We start from the raw sequence: 21,312 nt of genomic DNA, 5'->3' as shown, positions 1-21,312 counted from the left end.
TCAGGCCTCACAGGACGGAGGATTTCGGGCCGTGCACACCACGGCCTTCGTCGCATCGTCCCGGAGCAGGACCCCGAAGGAACTTGTTCCAGCGAGAGTTGACCCCATCGGGGCGCGAGAAGCGCCCGGATGCCCCCAGGCAGGTCAGAGCAGCGTCAGCTGTGTCGGTGCCGTGTCCCGGACCGGCTTCGGCGCGGCCGGCTCGCGCGCCGGTGTCCGTCGCGGCAGCTCGGCGCGCCGGGGACCCATGCCGTACTCCTGGGCCAGTTCGTGGACCTGACGGGTGATCTGCCGCTGGTACCACTTGGGGGCGTAGGCCCCCTCCGCGTACAGCAGCTCGTACCGCCGTACGAGATGGGGGTGGTGGCGTTCCAGCCATGCCATGTACCACTCACGGGCACCGGGCCGCAGATGCAGCACCAGCGGGGTGACCGAGGTGGCGCCGGAGGCGGCGATCGCCCGCACGGTGGCGCGCAGCCGGTCGGGGTGGTCGCTGAGGAAGGGGAGCACGGGGGCCATCAGCACCCCGCAGCCGATACCGAGGTCGGTGAAGGCCCGCACCACGTCCAGCCGGCGCTCCGGGGCGGGTGTGCCCGGCTCGACCGTGCGCCACAGCTCGGGGTCGGTGAAGCCGACGGAGACCGAGATGCCGACCTCGGTGACCTCCGCGGCCTGCCGGATCAGCTCCAGGTCGCGCAGGATCAGCGTGCCCTTGGTCAGGATCGAGAAGGGGTTGGCGTGGTCGCGCAGGGCGGCGATGATGCCCGGCATCAGGCGGTAGCGGCCCTCGGCGCGCTGGTAGCAGTCGACGTTGGTGCCCATGGCGATGTGCTCGCCGTGCCAGCGCGGTGAGGAGAGCTGCCGGCGCAGCAGGTCGGGCGCGTTGATCTTCACCACGATCTGCGAGTCGAAGTCGAGGCCCGTGTCGAGGTCCAGATAGCTGTGGGTCTTGCGGGCGAAGCAGTAGACGCACGCGTGGGAGCAGCCCCGATAGGGGTTCACCGTCCATTCGAAGGGCATCCGGGAGGCCCCCGGCACCCGGTTCACGATCGTCTTCGCCCGGACCTCGTGGAAGGTCATGCCGCGGAACTCGGGAGTGTCGAAGGTGCGGCTCGTCACCAGATCCGCGCCGAACAGCGCGGCGTCCCGGGCCGTGGCGGGGTTCTCGGCCAGATGGTCCCAGCGCATGGACGCCTCCTCGGTTGCTCTCGCCCCAGAATAGAACACACGTTCCCTTGATCGTGCGAACTGGTTTTCGAACATCGTGTGGAGGTCTCGTCGGGGGCCCTCGGGACGGCTCGCTCCGAGGCCTCGGGGCTGTCCGCTCGGGGCCCTGGGGGCACCCCGATTTGGGCCCTCCGGCCGGGGGGTGGTTGGCTTTCCGCACATCCCCGAGTTACCAAGTGCTGGAGGAATGGCAATGGCGCAGGTCGAGGCCACGACTGAACGAGTCGTCGCGGCGGACGCGGAGACGGTGTTCGACACCCTGGCCGAGTACAACGGCGCGCGCGAGAAGCTGATGCCGCAGCACTTCAGCGAGTACGAGGTGCGCGAGGGCGGCGACGGCGAGGGCACCCTCGTCCACTGGAAGCTCCAGGCCACCAAGAAGCGCGTGCGCGACTGCCTCCTGGAGGTCACCGAGCCCTCCGACGGCGAGCTCGTCGAGAAGGACCGCAACTCCTCCATGGTCACCGTCTGGCGGGTCACCCCGGCCGGCGAGGGCGGCTCCCGCGTCGTCGTCACCACCACCTGGCAGGGTGCCGGCGGCATCGGCGGCTTCTTCGAGAAGACCTTCGCCCCCAAGGGCCTCGCCCGCATCTACGACGCCCTGCTCGCCAACCTCGCCGCCGAGGTCGAGAAGTAACCCGGAGCGGGAAGGATGCCCGGTCCAACGGGCGATCATCCGGGGCGCGTTGCCGTCCTCACCGGTTCGAGTGGATCTCCGCGACGCTCCCCGGAATGCCGTAACTCGCCGCACTTACCGACAGTTGCCGCTTAACGCGGGAATTGTCGGTAAGTGCGACGAGGGGAGCGGTACGCATGGGCGCGACCACACTGGTGAAGGACGAGCCGACCACCACACCCGCTCCACCGCCACCGGCGGACGGACCTCCCCGACTCGGTCCGCACCGGGCCCGGTTGGTCTTCTCCGCGCTGCTGCTCGTCCTGCTCCTCGCCGCGCTGGAGCAGATGGTCGTCGCCACCGCGCTCCCTGACATCGTCGGCGAACTGCACGGCGCGGACCGCCTGGCCTGGCCGGTCACGGCCTATCTGCTCACCGCCACCGTCACCCTCCCCGTCTACGGCAGACTCGGCGAACTCCACGGCCGCAAGGGCGTCCTGCAGTTCGCGCTCACCGTCTTCGTGGCCGGCTCCGCGCTCGCCGGGTTCTCCCGGAGCATGGACCAGCTCATCGCGTTCCGCGCACTCCAGGGCGTCGGCGCGGGCGGCCTCATGATCGGCGTCCAGACGATCATGGCCGACGTCCTGCCGTCCCGGAACCGGGGCCGCCATCTGGGCCTGGTGGGCGCCGTGTTCGGTCTCGCCTCCGTGGCGGGCCCGCTCCTGGGCGGTCTGCTCACGGACCACCTCGGCTGGCGGTGGTGCTTCCTCCTCAACGTGCCCGTCGGGCTCCTCGCGCTGGCCGTCGTCACCTTCGCCCTGCGACTGCCGAGGCCCACGGCCGAGGGACGCCTCGACGTCCTGGGGGCCCTGCTGCTCGCCGCCGCCTCCACCTGCGCGGTCCTACTGGCGAGTTGGGGCGGCACCACGTACGCCTGGGACGCGCGCCCCGTCCTCGGCCTCGCCGCCGGCGCGGTCGTCGCGATCATCCTCTTCCTCCTCACCGAGCGGTTCGTGCCCCAACCCCTCGTCCCGCTACGGCTGTTCAAGGACCCCGTCTTCGTCGTCACCGGTCTCGTCGGGATCGCCATCGGTGTCGCTCTCTTCTGCACCGCCGGTTACCTGCCGACCTGGTTGCGGATGGTCGGCGGGCACTCCGCCACCGAGTCCGGGCTGCTCATGCTGCCGATGATGGCCGGCATCGTCGGCGCGTCCGTGATCGCAGGCCGGCTCATCGGCCGCACCGGGCACTACCGGACGTACCCGGTCCTCGGCAGCGCCCTGACCGCGCTCGGCGTATGGCTGCTGTCCCGTCCGGGGACGGACTCGCCCCGGCTGCAGTTCGGCATCTGGACCGCCGTCCTCGGCGCGGGCATCGGCATGGTGATGCCGGTCCTGATCCTCGCCGTGCAGACCTCCGTGCGCCCCGCCGACATCGGGCCCGCCAGCGCGGCCGGCAACTACCTCCGGCAGATCGGCGGCAGCGTGGGCGTGGCCGCCTTCGGCGCGCTCCTCACGGCCCGGCTGACCGACCGCCTCCCCGAGCGCGCGGGCGCCGTCCTCCCCGACCCCGGCTCCCTCACCCCGGACCTCGTCCACACCCTGCCGGACCCGCTGCGCGAGGCCTACGTCCAGGCCTACGCGGAGGCCATGCCGGGGATCTTCCTGTACCTCACGCCGGTGCTCGTCCTCGGGCTCCTCATCGCCTGCTTCCTCAAGCAGACGCCGGTGCCCCTCGACGAGGTGCCCGCCGACCCGACACCCGAGGCCACGCCCGATCCCGAGCCCGTACCCACGGCCGCGCCCTCCGTCCAGATCCCGCAGGCGCGTTCGCCGTACGGCACCGGGGTCCCGGTCCGCGGCACGGTCCAGCACTCCGACGGCACCGTCGTGCCCCGGGCCGCGCTCACCCTCATCGACGCCGTCGGCCGGCAGACCGGGCGCGGCGGCAGCGGCGACGACGGGCGGTACGCGCTGCCCGCGCCCGGCCCGGGGGCGTACGTGCTGATCGCCGCCGCCGGCGGCCACCAGCCGCAGGCCGTGAGCGTCACCGTCGGGGACCGGCCCGTCGAGGTCGACATCGTGCTCGGCGGCGCGGGGCGGCTGGCCGGGAGGGTGCGGACGGCCGACGGCCGGGCGGTGAGCGACGCGACCGTCACGCTCACCGACGTGCACGGCGACGTCGTCGTGACCACCCGCAGCGGGGAGGAGGGCGAGTACCTCATCACCGAACTGGTCGCCGGGGAGTACACCCTCGCCGCCGGCGCCCACTCCTATCGTCCGGCCGCGCTGCCCGTCACCGTCCGGGCCGCCCGCGAGACGCGCCAGGACATCGAGCTCGCCGGGGGTGCCGTCCTGCGGGGCACGGTCCGCGCCGGGGGCGGCCGACCGGTGGAGGACGCGCGGGTGACCCTCCTCGACTCCGCCGGGGACGTCGTCGACACGGTCACCACCGGCATCGACGGGACCTTCCGGTTCGTCGACCTCTCCGCCGGCGAGTACACGGTCATCGCCACCGGGTACCCGCCCGTCGCGACGGTGCTCCAGGTCACCTCCGGCTCCCGGGCGGAGCAGGACCTCCAGCTGGGGTACGCGGACTGAGGGAGGCCGGACAGGCGGGGCGCGCGAGTGATCGTGCGCCGCCCGCCTGTACTGCGCGTGCGCCGGAGCCTCCTACGGAGCAATTCGCGTATTGCCACACATCGCAACGCTACGCAGCCGTACGGTAGTGAGGGCGGCGCAGATCTTGCGAGCCGTGGGGAGAAAGGGCCTTGGCCATGGACCGTGGCACCGACACGGGCGCGTTCACCGGCCTCGGAGCCGGTGACGAGACGCCGGAGCACGCCGCGGAGGGCCGCATTCCCCTGGCCGTGGTCGTCGTCGACCGCGCCGGGCTCGTGTCGCACTGGAGCTCCGGCGCACGCCGGCTCTTCGGCACCACCAAGGACGACGCGGTGGGCCACCCCGCCCTCGACCTGCTGCCCGTCTCCGGCGCCCTCCCGGACGAGGGCGACCCCCCGCCCCACGCGGCCTACGGCGCGTACGACACCCTCGGGCAGGACACGTTCGGGCACGACGCACTCGGGCACGACGCATTCGGGCACGACCTGGAGACCTCGCTCGACGGACAGCTGTCCTACCCGGCGGCCGGCCGCGCCCGGCTCACCGTGCCCGGACGCGGCCGGATCGACGTCCTGTGGTGGGCGTATCCGCTGGTCGGCCCGGGCCGGGAACGGCTGCTGGTGCTGGCCGCCGACGCCGGGACACTGCGGCGGGACGACGGGGCGGACGTCGCCGTCGAACGCATCGCCCCCGGCTTCGCCCTGCACACCGACTTCCCCGGCGCCGAGGAACTCGCCCGCAGGCTCCCCGAGATCCTGCCCAGCATGAGCGTCGGCGAGAGCGCCCGCATCGTCGCCCAGGTCCTGGAACTGGGCTATCCGGTGCTGGAGTTCAGCCAGAACGACCGGGTGCCCGTCACCCCCGACTGGGGCGTGCCCCGGCGCGCGGAGCGGCGGGCCCGCCGTGAACGCGCCGCGCGCGCCGTCGCGGAGGGGCTGCCGGTGCCGGAGGACGCGCGGGACGAGGGCGAGGACCTCGAACACGCGGCCGTACGCGAGCGCCTGGAGTTCCTCAACGAGGTCAGCGGGCGCATCGGCACCTCCCTCGACCTCTCCCGCACCATCGTCGAGGTCAGCCGGGCGGTCGTACCCCGCTTCACCGACGTCGCCGGCACGTATCTGCGCGAACAGGTCGTCGCCGGTGAGGGGTTCCCGGACGGGGTGCCCGACACGACGACCATGTGGCACCGGGTGGCCGTCGAGCACACGGACGAGCCCGGCCGCTGGGACGATGTCGTCCCCGTCGGCGAGGCCATGCCGTTCCCGGCGCACACCCCGTTCTTCCAGTGCATGACCACCGGCGAGCCCGTCCTCGTGCCGCGCATCAGCGAGCAGATGGGGCACGCGATCGCCGCCCAGTTCGAGAAGCGCGACATCCGCCCGCTGATCACGGGCCGCTCCATGCTGGTCGTGCCCCTGAAGGCCCGCAACGTCGTGCTCGGCTTCATGATCCTGCTGCGCCACCCGGAGCGTGAGGTCTTCGACGACATGGACCGCGTCACCGGCGCCGAACTCGCCGCCCGCGCGGGCCTCGTCCTCGACAACGCCCGCATGTACACCTACCAGGAGAACGTCGCCGAGACGCTCCAGGACAGCATGCTCCCGCAGATCGAGGCCCACATGGCGGGCTGCGACATCGCCACCCGCTATCTCCCGGGCACGCTGCTCGGGCGGGTCGGCGGCGACTGGTTCGACTCGGTGAAACTGCCGGGCGCCCGCACCGCCCTGGTCGTCGGCGACGTCATGGGGCACGGCCTCAACTCCGCCGCGATGATGGGTCAGTTGCGCACGGCCGTGCAGACCATGGCCGCCCTCGACCTGCCGCCCGCGCAGCTCCTGCGCAACCTCGACGACCTCGCCCAGCGCCTCGGCGAGCACTATCTCGCGACCTGCCTCTACGCCGTCTACGACCCCATCGCCGGCGAACTCCACCTCGCCAACGCCGGGCACATCCCGCCCGTACTGGTCCGCGCGGTGGACGGCCGCAGCGAACTCCTCGACCTGCCCACCGGCGCCCCGATCGGCGTCGGCGGAGTGGCGTTCGAGGCGGTACGCGTGCGTGTGGACCCGGGCGACCGGCTCGTGATGTGCACCGACGGGCTGGTCGAGGTGCGCGGTGAGGACATCGGGGTGGGCCTCGCCACGCTCTGCGAGTCCGCCGCCCACCCGGCCGCCTCCATGGACGACGCCTGCGACACCATCATCCGCGCCCTCAACACCCGCGGCGGCCGCAAGGACGACGTGGCCCTGCTGATGGCCCGGCTCAACGGCATCGAGCCCGAGGACGTCGCCGAGTGGCGCCTCGCCCCCGACCCGGTCGAGGCGGCCCGCGCCCGCGCCGCCGTCCGCGAACAACTCCATGTCTGGGGCCTCGACACCCTCACCGACACCACCGTGCTCCTCGTCGGCGAACTCGTCACCAACGCCGTACGGCACGCGCGCGGGCGCCGCGTCGAACTGCGGCTGGTCCGTGGCGACACCCTGCTGTGCGAGGTCTACGACGACGACCCCACCCTGCCGACCCTGCTCAGCGCGGCGCCGACCGACGAGTCCGGCCGGGGACTGCGCGTCCTCACCGCCCTGGCCCGCGAGTGGGGGACCAGCCGGACGGGCGCGGGCAAGACGGTGTGGTTCGAACTGACCCTGCCCCGGCGGCGCTGAGACGCCGACGGGCCGTCCGCCGCACCGGCTACGGCCAGAGGGGGGCGTGAGGGGCGCTCGGGGGCGCGTGAGGTCTGAACGACGGGTGAAGGTACGCGCACGGTGCTTGTCTGTGGCCGCCGGGCACGGTAGACCGATCTGGGCCGCCGCAGCGGCGGCCGCGTCGCTGGTCCGGGGGTGTATGGCATGAGCGTGACGAGTCGGTACCGGGAGGCCTGGGAGGGGTTCTGGCGGGAGGCCCCCGACGAACCGGGCGCCGTCTTCTGGGACGCTGGACCCGAACGGACCGCGGCCGTCCATCTGGCGCTCTTCGAGCCGTATCTGACCGCGGCCCACCTCCCGCTCGTCGACCTCGGCTGCGGCAACGGCACCCAGACCCGCTTCCTGGCCGACCGTTTCCCCCGTGTGATCGGCGCCGATCTCTCCACCGCCGCCCTCGACCGGGCCCGCCGCGCCGACCCCGACGGCCGGGCCGACTACCGGGTGCTCGACGCGGCCGACAAGACGGACGCCGAAGCCCTCCACGCCGACCTCGGCGACGCCAACGTCTATGTGCGCGGCGTCCTCCACCAGTGCGAGCCCGACGACCGCCAACGCCTCGTCGACACCATCGCCACGCTGCTGGGCGAACGCGGCCGGGTCTGCCTCGTCGAACTCGCCGAGGCCGCGAAACCCGTCCTCATGAGCCTCGCGGCCGATCCGGCGGGCCCTCCCGCCAAGCTCGCCCCGATCTTCCGTCACGGCATCGCCCCCGGCGAGGTCACCGACGCCGCGGTCCCGGAGTACCTGAGCGCCGCCGGCCTCACCGTCGTGACCAGCGGCGAACTCCCCCTGGTCACCACGGAGCACACGGCCAGGGGAACCCGCCTCGAACTGCCGTCGAGGTGGTACGTGGCGGGGCCTTCCGGTCTCCCCACAGCGGCATTCCGGCCCGCGGGCCGCCCGTGAGGCAGCGGGCGTGTTCCAGCTCACCACGCGAGCGACGGCGTTTGCGGGCCGGACCGAACACGGCCCGCGAGCAACGGCGTTTGCGGGCCGGCCCGAACACGGCCCCATCGCCGGCCGGGTCCGCCGGGCCGCCGGCGCGGCGAGGCGCAGTCGTGGGTAGCCCGGTGTCCCGGGTCAGCCCACCGATCTGCCCCGGCGCGAAGACACCGGCCGCCCCGCCGACCGTCCCTTGCTCCGGCAAGCTGTTCCAGCAGTGGAGTCCCTTGTAGCGAGGATGCCTGGGAGGACAGACCTCGCACACATCGCGGGCGGCACACATCGCCCACGGTTCGGCAGCGCCCCAAAAGGGCGCGGGGCCGCGTCGGTCTGCGGCTGTCGCCGGGTGGGCGCGACCGGTCACGACGGTGCCGCAGACATACGACGACGTATCGCGGCACTTCCGGCGGAGCGCTCAGCGCCAGTCGGGCCCGCCCGAGGCGGGCGGCAGTTGGGACTCGATCTTCGCCCGGATCTCCCGCATCACGGCGACGATGCGGGCTTCGTGTTCCGGGGTGAGTCGGGCCACCGGGACCGAGCAGCTGATGGCGTCGGTGGCAGGGGAGGCGTAGCGCAGGGCGAAGCCGAAGCCGGCGATGCCGGTCACCGTCTCCTCGTGATCGATGGAGTAGCCACGTTCGCGGATCCGGGCCAGGTCGGCGTGGAGGGAGGCGCGGGTGGTGTGCGTGTTCTCAGTGAGGGCAGTCAACGGGCCGTCCGGGAGCGGCAGTTCGTCGTCGGGGCGCTCGGCGAGCAGGGCCTTGCCGAGTCCGCCGGCGTGGGCGGGGACGCGGCGGCCGACGCGGCTTATGGTGCGCAGGTACTCATGGGACTCGCGGGTGGCGAGGTAGACGACGTCCGGGCCGTCGAGGCGGGCCATGTGCATGGTCTCGCCGAGGGCGTCCGACGCCTCGTCGAGGTAGGAGCGGACGACCCGGATGTGGTGGTCGCCGTCCAGGTAGCTGGTGCCGGTGAGCAGGGCGCGGATGCCGATGCCGTAGAGGGATCCGGTGGCGTCGGTGCGGACCCAGCCGCAGTCGACGAGTGTCTGCAGCAGTTGGTACATGCTGCTGCGCGGCACGTCCAGGTCCTCCGCGAGCTGATCCAGGCGTGAGGGCTGCCCCCCTCGTCCCGCGAGCAGTTCCAGCAGCGCGACGGTTCTGGCCGCCGACTTCACCCCGCGGACACCTGTCTTCTCCGGCATGCACTCATCGTAGGTGCGCGCCGATTCGTGACCGCACACCCATTGACCGACCTTGTTCACACATCTAATCTCCATCTGCATACGCAGACGGCATCTGTATACAGGGATGGATTTGATGGCAAGGAACAGCACTGACCCAGTCGGCGTGATTCAGCGGCTCCGGGACGGCATGGCGGACGGTGTGCTCTCCTTCCCTCTCACGAGCTTCCGGGAGAACGGCGGTCTCGACCTCGACGCCTACCGGGCGTACCTGGCCGACCGGCTGGCCACCGCCCCCGGTGCCGTCTTCCCCGCCTGCGGCACCGGCGAGTTCTTCTCGCTCGACGAGGACGAGTACCACGCGGTCGTGGAGGCCACCGTCGAGATCGTCGACGGGCGCCTCCCGGTGGTCGCCGGCATCGGCTACGGCTGGGCCCAGGCCGCCCGGTTCGCCCGCATCGCGGAGGAGGCCGGCGCCGACGCCCTCCTGGTCCTGCCGCACTACCTCGTCGCCGCCCCGCAGGACGGGCTCGTGGCACAGCTGGAGCACATCGCAGCCCGGACCCGGCTGCCCCTCATCGCCTACCAGCGCGGCCAGGTCGCCTTCACCGCCGAGTCGTTGAAGCGGATCGCCGACATTCCGAACGTCGTCGGCCTGAAGGACGGCCACAGCGACCTCGACCGCCTGCAGCGTCTCACTCTCGCCGCCCCCGACGGCTTCCTCTTCTTCAACGGCGCCTCCACCGCCGAGATCCAGGCCCGCGCCTACGCCACCGTCGGCGTCCCCGCCTACTCCTCCGCCGTCCACGCCTTCGCACCCGAGATCGCGAACGCCTTCTTCGCCGCGCTCAAGGACGGCGACGACACCTTCGTGAACACGCTCCTGCGCGAGTTCTACGTCCCCCTCGTGGAACTGCGCGACCGGGTGCCCGGCTACGCCGTCTCCCTGGTCAAGGCCGCCGCCCGGCTCCGTGGCCTCCCGGTCGGTCCGGTGCGCGCCCCGCTCACCGACCCGTCCGCCGCCGACCTCGCCGATCTGGAGAAGGTGCTGGACCACGGACTGAGCCTGGTCGGCGCCGTACGACGACCCGTCTGAGCCCCGGGCGCCCGTACGCCCAGATCTTCACGCCCGCCTTTCACACCCCGCCTTTCACACCCCGCAAACACTCCTGCCCGAGTCTCCCTCTCCCCGGGCACCCCCCTCGCTCGACAGTTCAAAGGAGAACTGCCATGCCTCTTCTCGTGGTCGGGATCAGCGTTCTGGTCCTGTTGCTGCTCATGACCAGGCTGAGGCTCAACGGCTTCGCGGCCTTGCTGCTCGTGGCGGTCGGTGTCGCGCTGGTCCAGGGAATTCCGGTGGCGACCATCCCGGACGTCCTCTCGGACGGCATCGGGGGCCAGATCGGCGACACCATGCTCACCATCGGGCTCGGTGCGATGGTCGGCCGGGTCATGGGCGACTCCGGCGCCGCCCAACGCATCGCCGGGAAGCTCCTCGACGCCTTCGGGCCGCGCTGGGTGCAGGTGGCGATGGTGGTCACCGCGATGCTGATCGGCGTGACCATGTTCTACGAGGTCGCGTTCATCATCATCGTGCCGATCGCGTTCACCCTGGTCAGGGTGACCGGGGCGCCGCTGCTGTGGGTCGGTCTGCCGATGTCCATCACGCTGTCGACGATGCACAGCTTCCTGCCGCCGCACCCCGGGCCCACCGCCGTGGCCGCGACGTTCGACGCCTCCGTCGGACTGACCCTGCTCTACGGCCTGTTCATCGCGGTCCCGGCGGGCGTGTTCATCGCCCTGCTCTGGCCCCGCCTGCCGTTCATCAAGGCGATGACGCCCTCCATACCCCAAGGGCTGGTCACCGAGCGCGAGTTCACGGACGAGGAGATGCCCGGCCTGGGCTGGTCGCTGTTCGTGGCGCTGTTCCCGGTGGCGCTCATCGTGGCCGCCGCCGTGACCGACATGGCCACCTCCAGCGAGAACGGGTTCCTGCACTTCGTCGCCTTCATCGGCTCGGCGCCCATCGCACTGCTGCTCACCCTGTGCCTGGCCATCTGGGCCTTCGGACCGCGGATCGGCCGCAGCCTGGAGGAGGTCGGCGCCTCCTGCTCCTCGGCGGCCAAGGCGATGGCGATGATCCTGCTGGTGATCGGCGCCGGCGGGGCGTTCAAGAACGTCCTCGTCGAGGGCGGGATCTCCGACTACATCAAGGACGCCACCGACGGTTGGTCCATCTCGCCGATCATCCTGGCCTGGCTCGTCGCCGTCATCCTCCGTGTCGCGCTCGGCTCGGCGACCGTCGCCGTCGTCACCGCGTCGGGCGTGGTGCTGCCGCTGCTCGCGGGCAGCGGGGTCCACCCGGAGGTGATGGTGCTCGCCGTCGCCTGCGGCTCCATCGCTTTCTCCCACGTCAACGACCCGGGATTCTGGCTGTTCAAGGAGTACTTCAACCTGTCCGTCATCGAAGCGATCAAGGTCCGCACGAGCTACACCACGGTCCTCGCGATCCTCGGTCTGGGCGGCGTCCTCATCGCCGAACAGCTCCTCGACGCGCTCAGTCTCTAAGAGCCACCACCCCACCGCAGAAAGGCACCAGATGAGCATCGGACAGCCGACCGTCACGAGGTTCGCCGTGTACCCCGTCGCCGGCCGGGACAGCATGGAGCTGAACCTCTCCGGCGCCCACGGCCCTTACTTCACCCGCAACATCGTCGTCCTCACCGACTCCGAGGGCCGAACGGGACTGGGGGAGGTGCCCGGCGGGGAGCAGATCACGCGGACACTGCGGGACTCCGAATCGCTGGTCGTCGGGGCCAGGGTGGGCGACTACAAGCGGGTGCTGCGCGAGATCGGCGACCGGTTCGCCGACCGCGACTCGGGCGGGCGTGGTGCGCAGACCTTCGACCTGCGTACCACCGTCCACGCGGTCACCGCCGTCGAGTCGGCGCTGCTCGACCTTCTCGGGCAGCACCTCGACGTGCCGGTGGCTGCGCTGCTCGGTGACGGCCAACAGCGTGATTCGGTAAGGGTGTTGGGCTACCTCTTCTACGTCGGCGACCCGGACCGCACCGATCTGGAGTACGTCCGCGAACCCGACTCCCCGGTGGAGTGGTACCGGATCCGGCGCGAGGAGGCCCTCACGCCGGAGGCGATCGTCCGGCAGGCGGAGGCGGCCTACGACCTGTACGGCTTCAAGGACTTCAAGCTCAAGGGAGGGGTCCTGGAGGGTGCGGAGGAGGTCAAGGCCGTCCGAGCTCTCAAGAGCCGCTTCCCCGACGCCCGCATCACCCTCGACCCGAACGGCGCCTGGTCCCTGGCCGAGGCGATCGAGCTGTGCCGTCCGCTGGGCGACACGCTCGCGTACGCCGAGGACCCGTGCGGGGCCGAGGGCGGTTACTCCGGGCGGGAGATCCTGGCCGAGTTCCGCCGCGCCACCGGGCTGCCCACCGCGACCAACATGATCGCCACGGACTGGCGCCAGCTGACCCACGCCCTGGCCCTGCAGTCGGTCTCCATCCCGTTGGCCGACCCCCACTTCTGGACCATGCAGGGCTCGGTGCGGGTGGCGCAGTTGTGCAACGCGATGGGGCTGACCTGGGGTTGTCACTCCAACAACCACTTCGACATCTCCCTGGCGATGGTCGTCCACTGCGGTGCCGCGGCCCCGGGCGAGTACAACGCCCTGGACACGCACTGGATCTGGCAGGAGGGCACGGAACGGCTCACCACCACCCCACCGCGCATCGTCGGCGGCGAAATCGCGGTCCCGGACGCCCCGGGCCTGGGCGTCCGACTCGACATGGACCGGCTCCTCGCGGCCCACGAGCTCTACCAGCAAAAGGCGCTCGGGGCCCGCGACGACGCCGTCACCATGCAATACCTCAGCCCCGGCTGGAAGTTCGACAACAAGCGCCCCTGCCTGGTGCGTTAGCACGCCCGTGGGCGCAGGGCGGTGGCGTCGACGGGTGAGACGACGCCGCCGGCGCGGTTGCGGGGCTTGGTGGACGAGGCGCGCCGTGCGTCGGATCTGCTCGGGGCCCGAAAATAGTGGGCTCGACCCTCCTTCTCCGGCTCGTATGAAGTTCCCGCGCCGCCGCGTAACGTGAAGCAGCATGAAGATCCTCATCAGTGCCGACATGGAGGGCGCCACCGGTGTCACCTGGCCGGCCGACGTGCTGCCGGGGACACCGCAGTGGGAGCGGTGCCGTTCGCTGTTCACCTCGGACGTGAACGCCGCCGTGCTCGGCTTCTTCGACGGCGGCGCCGACGAGGTGCTGATCAACGAGGCGCACTGGACCATGCGCAATCTGCTGCTGGAGGAGCTGGACGAGCGCGCGCAGATGCTCACCGGGCGGCACAAGGCGCTGTCCATGGTGGAGGGCGTGCAGCACGGGGACGTGGACGGCATCGCGTTCGTCGGCTACCACGCGGGCGCCGGGATGGAGGGCGTCCTCGCCCACACCTACCTGGCGAACTCCATCACCGGCGTGTGGGTGAACGACGAGCGGGCCAGCGAGGGACTGCTCAACTCGCATGTCGTGGCCGAGTACGGGGTACCGGTGGTGCTGGTGACCGGCGACGACGTGGCGTGCGAGGACGCCCTGGGCTATGCGCCCGAGGCGCTCAAAGTCGCGGTCAAGGACCATGTGTCGCGCTACGCGGCGGTGTGCCGCACCCCGGCGAGAACGGCCGCCGACATCCGCGCGGCGGCCAAGGAGGCCGCGGCGCTCGCCGTCCGGCACACACCGGTCGGGGGCGGCCCCTTCACCGTGGCGCTGGAGTTCGACGCCGAGCACCTGGCGATGGCCGCGACGGTGGTGCCCGGGGTGGTCCGTACCGGTGAACGCAAGGTCGCGTACACCAGCCCGACCATGTACGAGGGAATCCGCACCTTCAAGGCGGTCACCACGATCGTCTCGGCCGCGGTGGAGGAGACATATGGCTGAGCAGACGGCTCCCGTGGAGCAGCGGGCGCTGGACGAGGTCGTCCGGTTCACCTCCGACCTCATCCGGATCGACACCACCAACCGCGGCGGCGGGGACTGCCGGGAGCGGCCGGCCGCCGAGTACGCCGCCGCGCTGCTGGCCGAGGCGGGCCTGGACCCGACGCTGCTGGAGCGCACCGCCGGCCGGACCAACGTGGTGGCGCGGATCGAGGGCACAGACCCCTCGGCGGACGCCCTGCTCGTCCACGGTCATCTGGACGTCGTGCCCGCCCGGGCCGCGGACTGGACCGTGCACCCGTTCTCCGGTGAGATCCGCGACGGCGTGGTCTGGGGGCGGGGAGCGGTCGACATGAAGAACATGGACGCGATGATCCTCGCCGTCGTACGGCAGTGGGCGCGCACCGGCGTACGCCCCCGCCGGGACCTCGTGATCGCGTTCACCGCCGACGAGGAGGCGAGCGCCGAGGACGGCTCCGGATTCCTCGCCGACCGGCACGCCGGCCTCTTCGAGGGCTGTACCGAGGGCATCAGCGAATCGGGGGCCTTCACCTTCCACGACGGCGGTGGCCGGCAGATCTATCCGATCGCGGCGGGGGAGCGCGGCACCGGCTGGCTGAAGCTCACCGCGCGCGGCCGGGCCGGCCACGGCTCCAAGGTGAACCGGGCCAACGCGGTGACCCGGCTGGCGTCGGCCGTCGCCCGGATCGGCGCGCACGAGTGGCCCCTGCGGCTCACCGCGACCGTCCGCGCGGCCCTGACCGAACTCGCCGCGCTGTACGGCGTCGAGGCCGACCTCGACGACCCGGGCGGCGTCGACCGGCTGCTCGACAAGCTCGGCCCGGCCGCCGCCCTGGTCGAGGCGACCGTCCGCAACAGCGCCAACCCGACCATGCTGGACGCCGGTTACAAGATCAACGTGATCCCGGGGGAGGCCGTCGCCCGCGTGGACGGACGGTATCTGCCGGGCGGCGAGGACGAGTTCCGGGAGACCCTCGACCGGCTCACCGGACCGGACGTGGACTGGGAGTACGAGCACCGGGAGGTGGCTCTCGAGTCACCGGTGGACTCGGCCACGTACGCGCGGATGCGGGCCGCCGTGGAGGAGTTCGCGCCCGAGGGGCACGTGGTGCCGTACTGCATGCCGGGCGGCACGGACGCCAAGCAGTTCTCGCGCCTCGGCATCACCGGCTACGGCTTCTCGCCGCTGAAGCTTCCCGAGGGCTTCGACTACGCGGCGCTCTTCCACGGCGTCGACGAGCGCGTCCCGGTGGAGGCGCTCCACTTCGGCGTCCGTGTGCTCGACCGCTTCCTGCGGACGGCCTGACCGATGGGACTCGGGGGACGAAGGGACATGGGGGACAAGGTGCAGACCCTGGCGTACGGTTCGTGGCCCTCGCCGATCGACGCGGCGCTCGCCGCCGCGCACGACGGGCATCCCGAGTTCGTGGGATTCGTCGGCGACGAGGCCTGGTGGACCGAGCCCCGGCCCACCGAGGGTGGCAGACGCACCCTGGTGCGGCGTACGGCCGACGGCACGGAGGAGTCGGTCCTGCCTGCCCCGTGGAATGTGCGCAGCCGGGTCATGGAGTACGGCGGGCAGCCCTGGGCCGGGGTCCCCCGGGACCCCGGCCCCCTCGTGGTCTTCGTGAACTTCGCCGACCAGCGCCTCTACGCTTTCGCGCCGGGCGGCGAGCCCCGCCCGCTCACCCCGGTGTCGCCGGTCGGCGGCGGGCTGCGCTGGGTGGACCCGCTTCCGCACCCGGAGCGGGACGAGGTGTGGTGCGTCCTGGAGGAGTTCACCGGCGAGGGGCCCACCGACGTGCGGCGGGTCGTCGCCGCGGTACCGCTGGACGGCTCGGCGGCCGAGGACCGGGACGCCGTACGGGAACTGACCGACGGCAACGCGCGGTTCGTCACCTGCCCCCGTCTCTCGCCGGACGGCCGCCGTGCCGCCTGGCTCGCCTGGGACCACCCCCGGATGCCGTGGGACGGCACATCGCTGCTGGTCGCCGACGTGACCGAGGACGGCCGGCTCGGCGCGCCGCGGTCCGTCGCGGGCGGACCGGAGGAGTCGGTCGCCCAAGTCGACTGGGCCGCCGACGGCACCCTCGTGTACTCCAGCGACACCACCGGCTACTGGAACCTCTACCGCCTCGACCCCGACGGAGGCGACCGCACGGCCCTCTGCGCCCGTGAGGAGGAGTTCGGCGGCCCGCTGTGGAAGGTCGGCTGGCGCTGGTTCGCGCTGCTGGACGACGGGCTCGTCGCCGTGATCCACGGGCGGGGCGCCACCGCGCTCGGCGTCCTCGACCTGGAGACCGGCCAGGTCGTGGACGCGGCCGGACCATGGACCGAGTTCGCCCCCTCGCTCGCCGTGCACGGCGGCCGGGTCCTCGGCATCGGGGCCAGCCCTCGCAGCGCGTACGAGGTGGTCGAGCTGGACGCCGCCACCGGCGACGCCCGGGTGATCGGTGCCGCGCACGACGACCCGGTGGACCCCTCCTACTACCCCGAACCCCAGATCCGCAGCTTCTTCGGCCCCGCCGGGCGCGAGATCCACGCCCACGTCTACCCGCCCCACAACCCCGGCGTCGTCGCCTTCAGCACCGAGCTGCCGCCGTACGTCGTCTGGGCGCACGGCGGGCCCACCAGCCGCGCGCCGCTGGTCCTGGACCTCGCGATCGCCTACTTCACCTCACGTGGCATCGGCGTCGCCGAGGTCAACTACGGCGGGTCCACCGGATACGGGCGGGAGTACCGCAACCGGCTGCGCGAGCAGTGGGGCGTCGTCGACGTCGAGGACTGCGCGGCCGTCGCGCTCGCCCTGGCCGACGAGGGCACCGCCGACCGGACCAGGCTCGCCATCAGGGGTGGCAGCGCGGGCGGCTGGACCGCCGCCGTGTCCCTGACCGCGACCGATGTGTACGCCTGCGGAACCATCCTGTATCCCATCCTCGACCTCGCGAACTGGGGGTCGGGGGAGACGCACGACTTCGAGTCGCGGTACCTGGAGAGCCTGGTAGGGCCCCTGGCCGAGGAACCGATGCGTTACGCGGAGCGGTCGCCCACCGAGCACGCGGACCGGATCACCGCGCCGTTCCTGCTGCTCCAGGGGCTCGACGACGTGATCTGTCCGCCCGCGCAGTGCGAGCGGTTCCTGGCCCGGCTCGACGAGCGGCGGGTACCGCACGCCTACCTCGCCTTCGAGGGGGAGGGGCATGGCTTCCGGCGGGCGGAGACGATGGTGCGGGTCCTGGAGGCGGAGCTTTCGCTGTACGCGCAGGTCTTCGGGTTGAATCCTCCGGGTATCCCTACTCTGGAGCTCGCCAAGTGACAGCAGTGACACCAGTGACACCAATGACGCCCGTGACCCCACTGACCAGACCCGCCCGTCTCGTGCCCGGCGCCCGGGTGGCCGTCGTCGCGCCCAGCGGACCGGTGGTCGAGGAACGGCTCAGTGCTGGGCTGGACCTGCTGCGCGGCTGGGACCTCGATCCCGTCGTGGCGCCCCACACGCTGGACCGGCACCCCGAGTTCCCCTATCTCGCGGGTACGGACGCCGACCGTGCCGCCGACTTCCAGAACGCCTGGTGCGACCCGTCCGTGTCCGCCGTGCTGTGCGCCCGCGGCGGGTACGGCGTCCAGCGGATGGTCGACCTGCTCGACTGGGACGCGATCCGGGCGGCGGGCCCCAAGACACTCGTCGGGTTCAGCGACATCACCGCCCTGCACGAGGCGTTCGCCACCAGGGCCGGGCTGGTCACCCTGCACGGCCCCATGGCCGCGGGCGTCGACTTCCTGAAGAACGGCCGGGCCCAGGAGCATCTGCGCGCCACGCTGTTCTCCCCCGAGACGGTACGCACGATCCGGGCCGCCGAAGGAAGCACCGCCCTCGTGCCGGGCCGCGCGCGGGGCGTCCTGCTGGGCGGTTGCCTCTGTCTGCTCGCCGCCGAGCTGAGCAACCCCCACGCCAGGCCCTCCGCCCGGGGCGCCCTGCTCTGCCTGGAGGACGTCGGCGAGGAGACCTACCGCCTCGACCGCTACCTCACCCAGCTCCTGCGCGCGGGCTGGCTCGACGGGGTCGCCGGCATCGCCCTCGGCTCCTGGGCGGAGTGCGAGCCGTACGAGAAGGTGCGGGCGCTGCTCGTCGACCGGCTCGGCGGGCTCGGGGTGCCGATGGTGGAGGAGTTCGGATTCGGACACGGGGAGGGGGCGCTGACGATCCCCTTCGGGGTGACGGCGGAGCTGGACGCGGAGGCGGGCACGCTGACCCTGGACGAGCCGGCCCTGCGCTGACGCCCGCCCCGCCCACCGCTCGGCCCCCGTCAGGCGCATCCCGCTCGCTCGCGTCATCCTGGAGACATGAGCCCGAAGACGAAGACATCGAAGCGAGTCGGGACGCACGGGCGGAAGCGGTGGAGCGAGACGCTGACCCCCGGCAGGGTCCTCGTGGGCCTGCTCGCCGTCCTCGCGCTCGTCTTCGTCTTCCAGAACACCCAGAGCACCGACATCCAGCTGCTGGTCTCCGAGGTCACCATGCCCCTGTGGCTGGCGCTCCTCGGGACGGGCCTGGTCGGGGCGGTGTGCGGGGCGTACTTCATGAGACGGCGCAGGTGACGCCTGCCCGGACGTACCGTGGCGGGGTGTCCGAGAACGTTCGTCACCTCATCGAAGGCCCCCAGGTCGTGCTCCGGCGCTTCACCCCCGGGGACGGGCCCGAGTTCGTCGCACGGGTGCGGGAGAGCAGGGAGCTGCACCGGCCGTGGCTGTTTCCCCCGGCCACACCCGCGGCGTACACCGCGTACGCGGGACGGCTCATCGAGGATCCGACCAAGGCCGGGTTCCTGGTGTGCGAGAAGGACGGCGGGGGCATCGCCGGGTTCATCAACATCAACAACATCGTGGAGGGCGGCTTCCAGAGCGGCGCCCTCGGCTACGGGGCCTTCGCCCATGCCGCCGGGCGCGGTCTGATGGGGGAGGGGCTCGCCCTGGTGGTCGAGTACGCGTTCACCTTCATGGGGCTGCACCGGCTGGAGATCAATGTGCAGCCCGGCAACGCCGCCTCCATCGCGCTCGCCCGGCGGTGCGGTTTCCGGCTGGAGGGGTTCTCGCCGGACTTCCTGTTCATCGACGGGGCCTGGCGGGATCATCAACGGTGGGCGCTGACCACGGAGATGGAGCGCCCGGTCCCGGGCGGGGGCCGTCTTCCGGAGCCGCCCGGGGGCCGTCTCCCGGAATGATCCGTTCCCGTCCCGGCGGACGGCCCCGTCGCGCAGGATGGGAGCCATGCGGAACATCGTCGTCGTGGACGCCCCCTCCAATCTCGGCCTGCGGCCGCCCGCCCCGGGGACCGTGCCCGGCTGCCACAAGCTCGCCGGCGCGCTGCGGGAACAGGGCATCGTGCGGCGGCTCGGCGCGCTGGAGGGCGGGGTGGTGGTGCCGCCGCGCTACGACCGGGGCGACTGGCGGGAGGGCGACGGCGTCTTCAACGCCGACGCGATCGCCTCGTACACCCGCAGGCTCGCCGACCGGATCGAGCGGCATGTCCGGGCCGGCGAGCTGCCCGTCGTCCTCGGCGGGGACTGTTCGATCCAGCTCGGCGCCTCGCTCGCGCTGCGGCGGATCGGGCGGTACGGGCTGGTCGCCGTCGACGCCTCCGCCGACTTCCGGCATCCGGGGAACTCCGACCGGATCGGGGCGGCCGGCGGCGAGGAGCTGGCGCTCGCCACCGGGCGCGGGCAGTCGGACCTGACCGATCTGGAGGGCCTCGGGCCCTATCTGCGCGACGAGGACGTACGGCTCTTCGGCATCCGGGACGCGTTCGACGACGAGCGCGCCGAGCTGGCCAACCTGAAGATCCCCGTCGTGACCGTCGGCGAGCTGCGCACCTGGGGCGCGGACGACCTCGCGCGGGTCACCGCGCTGAGCTTCGAGACGCCCGAACTGGCCGGGTTCTGGGTGCACTTGGACGCCGACGTCCTCGACCCGTCCGTCATGCCCGCCGTCGACAGCCCCGACCCCGACGGACTTCTCCCCGACGAACTGACCGCGCTGCTGCGCCCATTGGTCCGCTCACCGCACTGCGTGGGCCTCAACGTCACCATCTACGACCCGGATCTGGACCCCGACGGCACGGCGGGCGCGCTGCTCACGGACCTCGTCGTGGCCGCGTTCGCCCCCTGACGCTCACCCCACCGTCCGGCGGTCCGCGTACTCGTAGACCGAGCCGTCGGGGTGGACCGCGATCAGGTTGCGGCCGACGGGGGTGGGGATGGGGCCGGCCAGCACCTGGGCGCCGGAGGCGGTGAGGACCCGGTTCGCCTCGTCGACGTCCTCGACCGCGATGGTCGCGGCGACCTTCCGCAGGACCTCCAGCTCCGACTCGGGTCCACTCATCAGCAGGAAGCAGCCGACGGCGGCCACCTGGACGCCACCGCGTTCGAAGCGCATCGCCGGCCCGCCCGAGAGTCTCTCGTAGAACGGGACCGCCGCTTCCAGGTCGTCGACGCAGATGCGGAGCGTGGTGCCGAGAATCTCCATGGGCAGAGCCTAGTTGGGGATCCACCCTGGGCGCATGCCGCGTTACGCGGGTGCGGGCTCGGGTACCCGGACGCAATGGACCGCTTGGATCATCTCGAACATCTGGACAAGCACCTGGTCGACGAGCTGGCGCTGGTGGCCCGCGAGACCATCCGCGACGAGCTGCGGCAGCAGACCCGCAAGCAGCGCCGCAAGGCCGCGCTGTACGCCGCGTCCGGGGCGCTCGCCCTGTACGCGGGTGCCGCTCTCGCGCTGGCCCTCGGGCTGGCGCTGTCGCTGGGCCTGCCGGACTGGGCCGCCGCGCTCATCACGGCCGTGGTGCTCGGTGTGGCGGCGTATGTGCTGAGGAGCGCGGCGCGTCCCTCGGCGTCCCGGCCGACGGCCGAGCACGAGGGCCAGGTCGCCGAGGGCCGTGACCGGGTCGTCGGCGGTACGGCTCCCGGGATGCCGCCGGGCGCGACGGCGCCGGCCGGATATCCGCCGGTGCCGCCCGTCGCACCCGGTGGCGCGACCGGAGCACCGCCCCCGCTCG

The 21,312-nt window shown here is 72.1% G+C and carries 18 protein-coding genes; 15 read left to right on the top strand and 3 right to left on the bottom strand.

Annotated features, from left to right (window positions below):
* Nucleotides 1-144: 144 nt before the first annotated feature.
* Nucleotides 145-1,188, bottom strand: a complete 1,044-nt coding sequence (locus PUR53_RS01385; protein ID WP_329895971.1) for an Rv2578c family radical SAM protein — start codon at nucleotides 1,186-1,188, stop codon at nucleotides 145-147.
* Nucleotides 1,189-1,420: 232 nt separating this feature from the next.
* On the opposite strand from PUR53_RS01385, the gene PUR53_RS01380 reads away from it, so the two are divergent.
* From PUR53_RS01380 to PUR53_RS01365, 4 genes are all read left to right on the top strand, one after another.
* On the top strand, nucleotides 1,421-1,864 hold the full coding sequence (locus PUR53_RS01380; RefSeq protein WP_152172580.1) for an SRPBCC family protein: 444 nt from the start codon (nucleotides 1,421-1,423) through the stop codon (nucleotides 1,862-1,864).
* A gap of 176 nt (nucleotides 1,865-2,040) precedes the next feature.
* Nucleotides 2,041-4,443 (top strand): MFS transporter, encoded by a 2,403-nt coding sequence (locus tag PUR53_RS01375; RefSeq protein WP_329895970.1) that lies wholly within the window; start codon nucleotides 2,041-2,043, stop codon nucleotides 4,441-4,443.
* Nucleotides 4,444-4,619: 176 nt separating this feature from the next.
* Nucleotides 4,620-7,124, top strand: coding sequence for a SpoIIE family protein phosphatase (locus tag PUR53_RS01370; RefSeq protein ID WP_329907093.1), 2,505 nt, complete (start codon nucleotides 4,620-4,622; stop codon nucleotides 7,122-7,124).
* Nucleotides 7,125-7,310: 186 nt separating this feature from the next.
* Nucleotides 7,311-8,072: a class I SAM-dependent methyltransferase gene (locus PUR53_RS01365; protein ID WP_329895968.1), complete on the top strand. Its 762-nt coding sequence runs from the start codon at nucleotides 7,311-7,313 to the stop codon at nucleotides 8,070-8,072.
* Between the two features lie 451 nt (nucleotides 8,073-8,523).
* Here PUR53_RS01365 and PUR53_RS01360 read toward each other — a convergent pair whose 3' ends face one another.
* Entirely contained in the window at nucleotides 8,524-9,312 is a 789-nt protein-coding gene (locus PUR53_RS01360; RefSeq protein WP_329895967.1) for an IclR family transcriptional regulator, read from the bottom strand.
* Nucleotides 9,313-9,427: 115 nt separating this feature from the next.
* Here PUR53_RS01360 and PUR53_RS01355 point away from each other — a divergent pair, with 115 nt between their 5' ends.
* The 10 genes from PUR53_RS01355 to PUR53_RS01310 all read left to right on the top strand — a co-directional run bounded on the left by PUR53_RS01355 (nucleotide 9,428) and on the right by PUR53_RS01310 (nucleotide 20,423).
* Nucleotides 9,428-10,387: a 5-dehydro-4-deoxyglucarate dehydratase gene (locus PUR53_RS01355; protein WP_329907092.1), complete on the top strand. Its 960-nt coding sequence runs from the start codon at nucleotides 9,428-9,430 to the stop codon at nucleotides 10,385-10,387.
* A 134-nt stretch (nucleotides 10,388-10,521) separates the two neighbouring features.
* The gene (locus PUR53_RS01350) at nucleotides 10,522-11,859 is read left to right on the top strand and encodes a gluconate:H+ symporter (protein ID WP_329895965.1); all 1,338 of its coding nucleotides are present in this window, start codon (nucleotides 10,522-10,524) and stop codon (nucleotides 11,857-11,859) included.
* Between the two features lie 37 nt (nucleotides 11,860-11,896).
* The gene (locus PUR53_RS01345; RefSeq protein ID WP_329895977.1) at nucleotides 11,897-13,225 is read left to right on the top strand and encodes an enolase C-terminal domain-like protein; all 1,329 of its coding nucleotides are present in this window, start codon (nucleotides 11,897-11,899) and stop codon (nucleotides 13,223-13,225) included.
* A 181-nt stretch (nucleotides 13,226-13,406) separates the two neighbouring features.
* Nucleotides 13,407-14,240: a M55 family metallopeptidase gene (locus tag PUR53_RS01340; protein WP_329895964.1), complete on the top strand. Its 834-nt coding sequence runs from the start codon at nucleotides 13,407-13,409 to the stop codon at nucleotides 14,238-14,240.
* The gene (locus PUR53_RS01335) at nucleotides 14,233-15,564 is read left to right on the top strand and encodes a M20/M25/M40 family metallo-hydrolase (RefSeq protein WP_329907090.1); all 1,332 of its coding nucleotides are present in this window, start codon (nucleotides 14,233-14,235) and stop codon (nucleotides 15,562-15,564) included. Before PUR53_RS01340 ends, PUR53_RS01335 begins: the two co-directional genes overlap by 8 nt.
* Before the next feature lie 27 nt (nucleotides 15,565-15,591).
* On the top strand, nucleotides 15,592-17,574 hold the full coding sequence (locus PUR53_RS01330) for a dipeptidyl-peptidase 5 (protein WP_329907089.1): 1,983 nt from the start codon (nucleotides 15,592-15,594) through the stop codon (nucleotides 17,572-17,574).
* Between the two features lie 23 nt (nucleotides 17,575-17,597).
* Nucleotides 17,598-18,536, top strand: coding sequence for a S66 peptidase family protein (locus PUR53_RS01325; RefSeq protein ID WP_329907087.1), 939 nt, complete (start codon nucleotides 17,598-17,600; stop codon nucleotides 18,534-18,536).
* Between the two features lie 66 nt (nucleotides 18,537-18,602).
* On the top strand, nucleotides 18,603-18,857 hold the full coding sequence (locus tag PUR53_RS01320) for a LapA family protein (RefSeq protein WP_329895960.1): 255 nt from the start codon (nucleotides 18,603-18,605) through the stop codon (nucleotides 18,855-18,857).
* A gap of 26 nt (nucleotides 18,858-18,883) precedes the next feature.
* Nucleotides 18,884-19,480 (top strand): GNAT family N-acetyltransferase, encoded by a 597-nt coding sequence (locus PUR53_RS01315; protein ID WP_329895959.1) that lies wholly within the window; start codon nucleotides 18,884-18,886, stop codon nucleotides 19,478-19,480.
* A 46-nt stretch (nucleotides 19,481-19,526) separates the two neighbouring features.
* Nucleotides 19,527-20,423 (top strand): arginase family protein, encoded by an 897-nt coding sequence (locus tag PUR53_RS01310; RefSeq protein ID WP_329907086.1) that lies wholly within the window; start codon nucleotides 19,527-19,529, stop codon nucleotides 20,421-20,423.
* A gap of 3 nt (nucleotides 20,424-20,426) precedes the next feature.
* Here PUR53_RS01310 and PUR53_RS01305 read toward each other — a convergent pair whose 3' ends face one another.
* Nucleotides 20,427-20,780, bottom strand: a complete 354-nt coding sequence (locus tag PUR53_RS01305; protein ID WP_045556584.1) for a VOC family protein — start codon at nucleotides 20,778-20,780, stop codon at nucleotides 20,427-20,429.
* 75 nt (nucleotides 20,781-20,855) lie between these two features.
* On the opposite strand from PUR53_RS01305, the gene PUR53_RS01300 reads away from it, so the two are divergent.
* Nucleotides 20,856-21,312, top strand: a 457-nt coding sequence (locus PUR53_RS01300; protein ID WP_329907085.1) for a phage holin family protein, incomplete at its 3' end; no start/stop codon positions are given.

Origin of the sequence: Streptomyces sp. SP18BB07, from assembly GCF_036322545.1 — a bacterium.
In the GTDB taxonomy this organism is placed as follows: Bacteria; Actinomycetota; Actinomycetes; order Streptomycetales; family Streptomycetaceae; genus Streptomyces; species Streptomyces deccanensis.
Note: the sequence above shows the minus strand (reverse complement) of the source record. Positions and strands in the feature narration are given on the sequence as shown.

Coding starts and splice junctions, on each gene's coding strand:
- PUR53_RS01360 (WP_329895967.1), bottom strand. CDS start 9,312: ATGCCGGAGAAGACAGGTGTCCGCGGGGTGAAGTCGGCGGCCAGAACC.
- PUR53_RS01310 (WP_329907086.1), top strand. CDS start 19,527: ATGCGGAACATCGTCGTCGTGGACGCCCCCTCCAATCTCGGCCTGCGG.
- PUR53_RS01330 (WP_329907089.1), top strand. CDS start 15,592: ATGGGGGACAAGGTGCAGACCCTGGCGTACGGTTCGTGGCCCTCGCCG.
- PUR53_RS01380 (WP_152172580.1), top strand. CDS start 1,421: ATGGCGCAGGTCGAGGCCACGACTGAACGAGTCGTCGCGGCGGACGCG.
- PUR53_RS01320 (WP_329895960.1), top strand. CDS start 18,603: ATGAGCCCGAAGACGAAGACATCGAAGCGAGTCGGGACGCACGGGCGG.
- PUR53_RS01370 (WP_329907093.1), top strand. CDS start 4,620: ATGGACCGTGGCACCGACACGGGCGCGTTCACCGGCCTCGGAGCCGGT.
- PUR53_RS01305 (WP_045556584.1), bottom strand. CDS start 20,780: ATGGAGATTCTCGGCACCACGCTCCGCATCTGCGTCGACGACCTGGAA.
- PUR53_RS01355 (WP_329907092.1), top strand. CDS start 9,428: ATGGCAAGGAACAGCACTGACCCAGTCGGCGTGATTCAGCGGCTCCGG.
- PUR53_RS01385 (WP_329895971.1), bottom strand. CDS start 1,188: ATGCGCTGGGACCATCTGGCCGAGAACCCCGCCACGGCCCGGGACGCC.
- PUR53_RS01335 (WP_329907090.1), top strand. CDS start 14,233: ATGGCTGAGCAGACGGCTCCCGTGGAGCAGCGGGCGCTGGACGAGGTC.
- PUR53_RS01375 (WP_329895970.1), top strand. CDS start 2,041: ATGGGCGCGACCACACTGGTGAAGGACGAGCCGACCACCACACCCGCT.
- PUR53_RS01325 (WP_329907087.1), top strand. CDS start 17,598: ATGACGCCCGTGACCCCACTGACCAGACCCGCCCGTCTCGTGCCCGGC.
- PUR53_RS01365 (WP_329895968.1), top strand. CDS start 7,311: ATGAGCGTGACGAGTCGGTACCGGGAGGCCTGGGAGGGGTTCTGGCGG.
- PUR53_RS01340 (WP_329895964.1), top strand. CDS start 13,407: ATGAAGATCCTCATCAGTGCCGACATGGAGGGCGCCACCGGTGTCACC.
- PUR53_RS01350 (WP_329895965.1), top strand. CDS start 10,522: ATGCCTCTTCTCGTGGTCGGGATCAGCGTTCTGGTCCTGTTGCTGCTC.